Genomic DNA, 6736 nt, shown 5'->3' with positions numbered 1-6736 from the left:
TCCGAAGAGCCCCTGCTTTCCCCCGTAGGGCGTATGCGGTATTAGCCTGGGTTTCCCCAGGTTATCCCCCACTACCGGGCAGATTCCTATGCATTACTCACCCGTCCGCCGCTCGTCAGCATCCAGCAAGCTGGACCTGTTACCGCTCGACTTGCATGTGTTAAGCCTGCCGCCAGCGTTCAATCTGAGCCATGATCAAACTCTTCAGTTTCAAATCATTGCGGTTCTTGCTCAGCCACCACCCGAAGGCAACAGCTGAAAGCGAACCAATCTTGGCTCAAGGTCAAAGCTTCTCAAAAAGACCCGAAGGTCTTCGACGAGTCGCTTGCCTTGAAATGGTGTGACTTCTCACCACCTCATCGACAAGCGCCCACATGAATTACCTGATCGATTGTTAAAGAGCGGCTCCCACTCTCTTCAAAGCACACCATGAAGAGCGGAGCGTCTCGCTTGCTGTCGTGGCGGCTGACTCTGTCAGCGGCCTCGCCAGCGCCCTGCGAGGAAGGCGTATTCTACTGAAGTGGCTGAGTTTGTCAACTCTCTTCGCGGCCGTCACCGGGGTGAGCCTGCTGCGAAGCGCCGGCCCTGCCGGCTGCCTTCAGCGTGGCGTGCATTCTACCGTCTCCGGCGCTTCTGTCAATCGCGAATCGCGTTAGCCGATTCGAAAAAACCAAACAGAAACAAGCACTTTTTCCACTTCCACCGCCGGTAACGTTTGCCCGTTGCCGGCAGCGGATGCGTACTTTACTCATTACCGGAGCCGCGCACAACCCCTGGCCGTCAAAAAACTATAGCCCACTCTGCCGGAGCCTTCCATGACCATCATCAAGTCCAACGACGACCCGGCAGAAATACAGCGCAGCAGCATTGCCGCTTCGGGAAACGCTGAACAAATTGACGAGCGAGAGGAAGCGCAAGGCGCACGGAGCACAGAACCGAGCGAAGCGACAAACAGCCGTAGGCTGGCCCCGAAGGGGCGAGAAGCCGAAGGCTGCGAGTCAACCGGAGCCTATGGGGTATAGGTGAGGATTTCGACCGGGCTGGCGCACCAGCACCGCGCAACGCAGTGATTCGCACGCGCAGGCATTTGTACAGTGTTTGCCTAGATCACCCACAGGTCAACGAACTGATGCACCGCGGTCTTTTCAAGCCGAGGCTGGTCGCGGCACAGCTCAAATATCCGAGCGGTACGCCCCGGGGGGAACCGCGTGGCCAGATTGCGCCTGAACTTCTCCTCCAGCACGGTAATGCCTTCGGAGCGACGGCGGCGGTGACCGATCGGGTACTCGACCTCGACCTTGTCGGTGGCACTGCCATCCTTGAAGAAGACCTGGATGGCGTTGGCAATCGAGCGCTTGTCGGGATCGTGGTAGTCACGCGAATAACGCGGGTCCTCGACCACTTCCATCAAGGCGCGCAGCTCGTCGATGATGGGATGCGCCGCGTGGAAGTCGTCCTCGTAGTGCTCGGCCACCAGGCTACCGAAGGCGAGCGGCACTGCGGTCATGTATTGCAGGCAGTGGTCACGGTCGGCCGGGTTTGCCAGCGCGCCGGACTTGGAGATGATGCGGATCGCCGAATCGTGTGTGGTCAGTACGATCCTGTCGATCTCACCCAGCCGATCCTTCACTTGAGGATGCAGGGTCACGGCGGCTTCGCAGGCGGTCTGGGCATGGAATTCGGCCGGGAAGGAAATCTTGAACAGCACGTTTTCCATGACATAGCTGCCGAAGTCACGCTGGAAGGAAAACGTGCGCTCCCCTTCCGGCTTGGTCGCCAGGTCCTTGTTGGTATGGCTGAACAACACGTCATAGAAACCCCACTGCGGGGCGGACAGTGCTCCCGGCACGCCCATCTCGCCGCGCAGAGCGATATCGGCCAGGCGCACCCCGCGAGACGTGGCGTCACCGGCCGCCCAGCTCTTTCGCGACCCGGCGTTGGGGGCATGACGATAGGTACGCAGGCTCTGGCCATCGACCCAGGCGTGGGACAGTGCGGAGAGTATCTGTTCCCGATCGGCACCCATCATCCTGGCCGTCACGGCAGTCGAGGCCACCTTGACCAGCACCACATGGTCGAGGCCAACGCGGTTGAACGAGTTATCCAGTGCCAGGACCCCCTGGATCTCATGGGCCATGATCATCGCTTCGAGTACGTCGCGCATGGTCAGCGGCGCCTCTCCCATGGAAACTCGTTTCTGGGAGAGATGATCCGCCACCGCCAGGATGCCTCCCAGGTTGTCGGAGGGGTGACCCCACTCGGCGGCCAACCAGGTATCGTTATAGTCGAGCCAGCGCACGATGCAGCCGATATCCCAGGCTGCCTTTACCGGGTCGAGGCGAAAGGATGTGCCGGGCACCCGAGCGCCGTGGGGCACCATGGTCCCTTCGACGAGCGGGCCCAGGTGTTTGGTGCACTCCGGGAAGCGAAGGGCCAACAGACCACAGCCCAGCGTGTCCATCAGGCAGTTGCGGGCCGTATCCCAGGCTTCGGCGCTATCGACCCGGTAGTCGAGAACATAGTCGGCAATTTTCTGCAGCTCGATGTCGTAGTCCGGGCGCACATTGGCTTCCACGGTGCTGCTCATGATGGTCTCCTGTTTCGACGTTGAACCCATGCCTTCACCAATTCTTTCCTTCACTCTTGTCTTCACTATAGAAAACGCCCCGGGTCCTGCGACCCGGGGCGTACTTGAATGAAGTCTTTCAGCAATAAAAGTCCATGCTTTTCTAGAAGCTGTCGCCGGGCACCCGTATATGGCCTTCCATCAGCACCCGTGCACTGCGGCTCATGATCGCCTTGGTCACCGCCCAATCGTTGCCCACGCGCGTGGCTTCGGCGCCAACCCGCAGGGTGCCCGAGGGGTGGCCGAAGTGCACCGAGGTGCGATCCCCGCCGCCCGCCGCAAGGTTGACCAGCGTTCCCGGTATCGCCGCGGCGGCACCGATGGCAACGGCGGCCGTGCCCATCATGGCGTGGTGCAGCTTGCCCATGGAGAGCGCACGCACCAGCAAATCCACATCGCTGGCCTTGACCGCCTTGCCGCTGGAGGCGATGTAGTCCACCGGCTTGGCGACGAAGGCCACCTTGGGCGTGTGCTGACGACTGGCTGCCTCGTCGATATGCTGGATGAGCCCCATGCGCACCGCGCCATGGGCGCGAATCGTCTCGAACATCGCCAGCGCATCGGGATCACCGTTGATGGCGTCCTGCAACTCATTGCCGGTGTAGCCGATGGCTTCCGCGTTGATGAAGATGGTCGGGATGCCGGCGTTGATCAGGGTGGCCTTCAGTACGCCCCCTTTCACCACATCAGCCGGCACCTCGAGATCGTCCACCAGGTTGCCGGTGGGGAACATCGCGCCTTCACCGTCGGCCGGGTCCATGAACGCCACCGGCACCTCCGCCGCCGGAAAGGTGACGCCGTCGAGTTCGAAGTCACCGGTCTCCTGCACGGCGCCGTCGGTCATCGGTACCTCAGCGATGATGGTCTTGCGAATATTGGCCTGCCAGATGCGCACCGTGGCGATGCCGTTGTGCGGTATTCGCGCCGGGTCCACCAGGCCGTTGCTGATGGCGAAGGGCCCCACCGCCGCCGACAGGTTCCCGCAATTGCCGCTCCAGTCGACGAAAGCCTTGTCGATGGAGACCTGGCCGAACAGGTAGTCGACATCGTGGTCCGGCTGGGTGCTCTTCGACAGGATCACCGTCTTGCTGGTACTGGAGGTCGCCGCACCCATACCGTCGATCTGCTTCTGGTAGGGATCGGGGCTGCCGATCACCCGCATCAAGAGCCTGTCCCGCGCCGCACCGGGGACCTGGGCCACTTCGGGGAGATCCTGCAGGCGAAAGAACACCCCCTTGCTGGTACCTCCACGCATATAGGTGGCGGGGATTCGGATCTGTGAAACATGAGCCTGGGGAGCATGTGCCATGAACAGCGCTTCCTTGAGAAAATGAGGTAGAGACAGATCGACCCGGACCTTGTTTGGGGCCGGGTCGATAGGGTCCGTCAGACTGTCAACGCTCAGCCGACCGCTTCGACCTCGGACTCGAGGAAGTCCTTGGCGAAGCGCTGCAGCACGCCGCCGGCCTCGAAGATCGAGAGCTCCTCGGCGGTATCGAGACGGCAGGTCACCGGCACTTCCACGCGCTCGCCGTTCCTGCGGTTGATCACCAGCGCCAGGGTGGCACGGGGCCTCGGTTCGCCCACCACATCGAAGGTCTCGGTGCCGTCGATAGCCAGCGTCTTGCGCGTGGTGCCCGCCTCGAACTGCAGCGGCAGCACCCCCATGCCGATCAGGTTGGTGCGGTGAATACGCTCGAAGCCTTCCGCGGCAATGGCCTCCACCCCGGCCAGACGCACGCCCTTGGCCGCCCAGTCACGGGAAGAGCCCTGGCCGTAGTCGGCACCGGCGATGATGATTAGTGGCTGCTTGCGCTCCATGTAGGTCTCGATCGCCTCCCACATGCGGGTGACCTTGCCTTCCGGCTCGACCCGCGCCAGCGACCCCTGCTTCACCGCACCGTTCTCCTGCACCATCTCGTTGAGCAGCTTGGGATTAGCGAAGGTGGCACGCTGAGCCGTGAGGTGGTCGCCCCGATGGGTGGCGTAGGAGTTGAAGTCCTCCTCCGGCACGCCCATCTTGTGCAGGTACTCACCCGCCGCGCTGTCCATCATGATGGCATTCGACGGCGACAGGTGATCGGTGGTGATGTTGTCGCCGAGTACCGCCAGGGGACGCATGCCCTTGAGCGAAAGCTCGCCGGCCAGGGCACCCTCCCAGTAGGGCGGTCGACGGATATAGGTGCTCTGGGGCCGCCAGTCGTAGAGCGGGCTCACCTGGGCCCGCGCGCCCTTGTCCACATCGAACATCGGGATATAGGTTTCGCGGAACTGCTCGGGCTTCACGCTGGCCTTGACGATGGCATCGATCTCTTCGTCGCTGGGCCAGATATCCTTCAGCGTGATGGGATTGCCATCCTGGTCGAAGCCCAGCGCGTCCTTCTCGATGTCGAAGCGAATGGTGCCTGCAATGGCATAGGCCACCACCAGCGGCGGCGAAGCCAGGAAGGCCTGCTTGGCATAGGGGTGGATCCGGCCGTCGAAGTTGCGGTTACCCGACAGCACCGCCGTGGCATAGAGGTCGCGATCGACGATTTCCTGCTGGATCACCGGGTCCAAGGCGCCGCTCATGCCGTTGCAGGTGGTGCAGGCAAAGGCCACCACGCCGAAGCCGAGATCTTCCAGCTCAGGCAACAGCCTGGCCTCTTCCAGGTACATCTTGACCGTCTTGGAGCCCGGCGCCAGGGAGGACTTCACCCAAGGCTTGCGGGTCAGCCCCAGCTTGTTGGCGTTACGGGCGATCAGGCCCGCGGCCACCATGTTGCGCGGGTTGCTGGTGTTGGTGCAGCTGGTGATGGCAGCGATGATCACCGCCCCATCGGGCATCTTGCCCTCCTCGTTTTCCACCGTGCCGCTGATGCCACGGGACGCCAGTTCCGAGGTGGGCAACAGGGCATGGGGGTTGGAGGGGCCGGCCAGGGTACGGGGTACCGAGGAGAGGTCGAAGGTCAATACCCGCTCATATTCAGCCTTTTCCAGACTGTCCGCCCACAGGCCGGTCTCCTTGGCGAAGCGCTCCACCAGGGCGACCTGGTCGTCCTCGCGACCGGTCAGCCTGAGGTAGTCGATGGTCTGTTCATCGATATAGAACATGGCGGCGGTGGCGCCGTATTCCGGTGTCATGTTGGAGATGGTGGCCCGGTCGCCCACGGTCAGGCTCGAGGCCCCTTCACCGTAGAACTCCAGGTAGGCACCCACCACCCGCTCGCGACGCAGGAACTCGGTCAGCGCCAGTACCATGTCGGTACTGGTGATGCCCGGCTGCAGCTTGCCGGTCAGTTCGACACCGATGATATCCGGTAGACGCATGTAGGAGGCACGCCCCAGCATCACGCTCTCGGCTTCCAGGCCACCCACACCGACGGAGATCACGCCCAGGGCATCGACCATTGGCGTGTGGCTGTCGGTACCGACACAGGTATCGACGAAGGCGACACGCTTTCCCTTCTCGTCGGAGCGAACCTGAACCACCGGCGACATCTTCTCCAGGTTGATCTGGTGCATGATGCCGTTGCCGGGGGGGATCACATCGACATTCTCGAATGCGGTCTTGGTCCAGTTGATGAAGTGGAAGCGGTCGTCGTTGCGCCGATCCTCAATGGCTCGGTTCTTCTCGAAGGCATCCCTCTCGAAACCGGCATGCTCCACGGCCAGCGAGTGGTCGACGATCAGTTGGGTCGGCACTACCGGGTTGACCTTGGCCGGGTCGCCACCCTTGGCGGCAATGGCATCGCGCAGGCCGGCCAGGTCGACGAGCGCCGTCTGGCCGAGGATGTCATGGCACACCACCCGGGCCGGATACCAGGGAAAATCCAGATCGCGCTTGCGCTCGATCAACTGCTTCAGCGAATCCGTCAGCATCGCGGGGTCGCAGCGACGCACCAGGTTTTCGGCCAGCACCCGCGAAGTGTAGGGCAGCGTGTCATAGGCACCAGGCTGGATCGCATCGACGGCGGCGCGCACGTCAAAATAATCCAGGTCAGTGCCGGGCAGGGGTTTGCGATAGTCGGTATTCATGGCGTCGGGCATCCGTCGAAGGGCACGGGAGGGCGCAGCCACCCTCCCCGGCTTGAGAGGAGAAGGCGGCTGCCAGGCAGCCGCCGCAGGCGA

Annotated in this window: 4 protein-coding genes and 1 rRNA gene; 1 reads left to right on the top strand and 4 read right to left on the bottom strand. The window is 62.6% G+C overall.

What is annotated here, in order from left to right; genetic code table 11:
- Positions 1 to 211 (bottom strand): 16S ribosomal RNA (locus DU505_RS02685); the annotation flags it as partial.
- 604 nt (positions 212 to 815) lie between these two features.
- Here DU505_RS02685 and DU505_RS02680 point away from each other — a divergent pair.
- Complete coding sequence (locus DU505_RS02680) at positions 816 to 1022, top strand: hypothetical protein (protein WP_114477433.1); 207 nt, start codon at positions 816 to 818, stop codon at positions 1020 to 1022.
- Positions 1023 to 1102: 80 nt separating this feature from the next.
- On the opposite strand, the gene prpD is transcribed toward DU505_RS02680, so the two are convergent.
- From prpD to acnD, 3 genes are all read right to left on the bottom strand, one after another.
- Complete coding sequence (gene prpD / locus DU505_RS02675) at positions 1103 to 2587, bottom strand: 2-methylcitrate dehydratase (RefSeq protein WP_114477432.1); 1485 nt, start codon at positions 2585 to 2587, stop codon at positions 1103 to 1105.
- Positions 2588 to 2729: 142 nt separating this feature from the next.
- Positions 2730 to 3935, bottom strand: a complete 1206-nt coding sequence (gene prpF / locus DU505_RS02670) for a 2-methylaconitate cis-trans isomerase PrpF (RefSeq protein WP_114477431.1) — start codon at positions 3933 to 3935, stop codon at positions 2730 to 2732.
- Between the two features lie 92 nt (positions 3936 to 4027).
- Positions 4028 to 6643 (bottom strand): Fe/S-dependent 2-methylisocitrate dehydratase AcnD, encoded by a 2616-nt coding sequence (gene acnD / locus DU505_RS02665; RefSeq protein WP_114477468.1) that lies wholly within the window; start codon positions 6641 to 6643, stop codon positions 4028 to 4030.
- Positions 6644 to 6736: the final 93 nt, after the last annotated feature.

Origin of the sequence: Billgrantia montanilacus, from assembly GCF_003336675.1 — a bacterium.
Classification (GTDB): Bacteria; Pseudomonadota; Gammaproteobacteria; order Pseudomonadales; family Halomonadaceae; genus Halomonas; species Halomonas montanilacus.
Note: the sequence above shows the minus strand (reverse complement) of the source record. Positions and strands in the feature narration are given on the sequence as shown.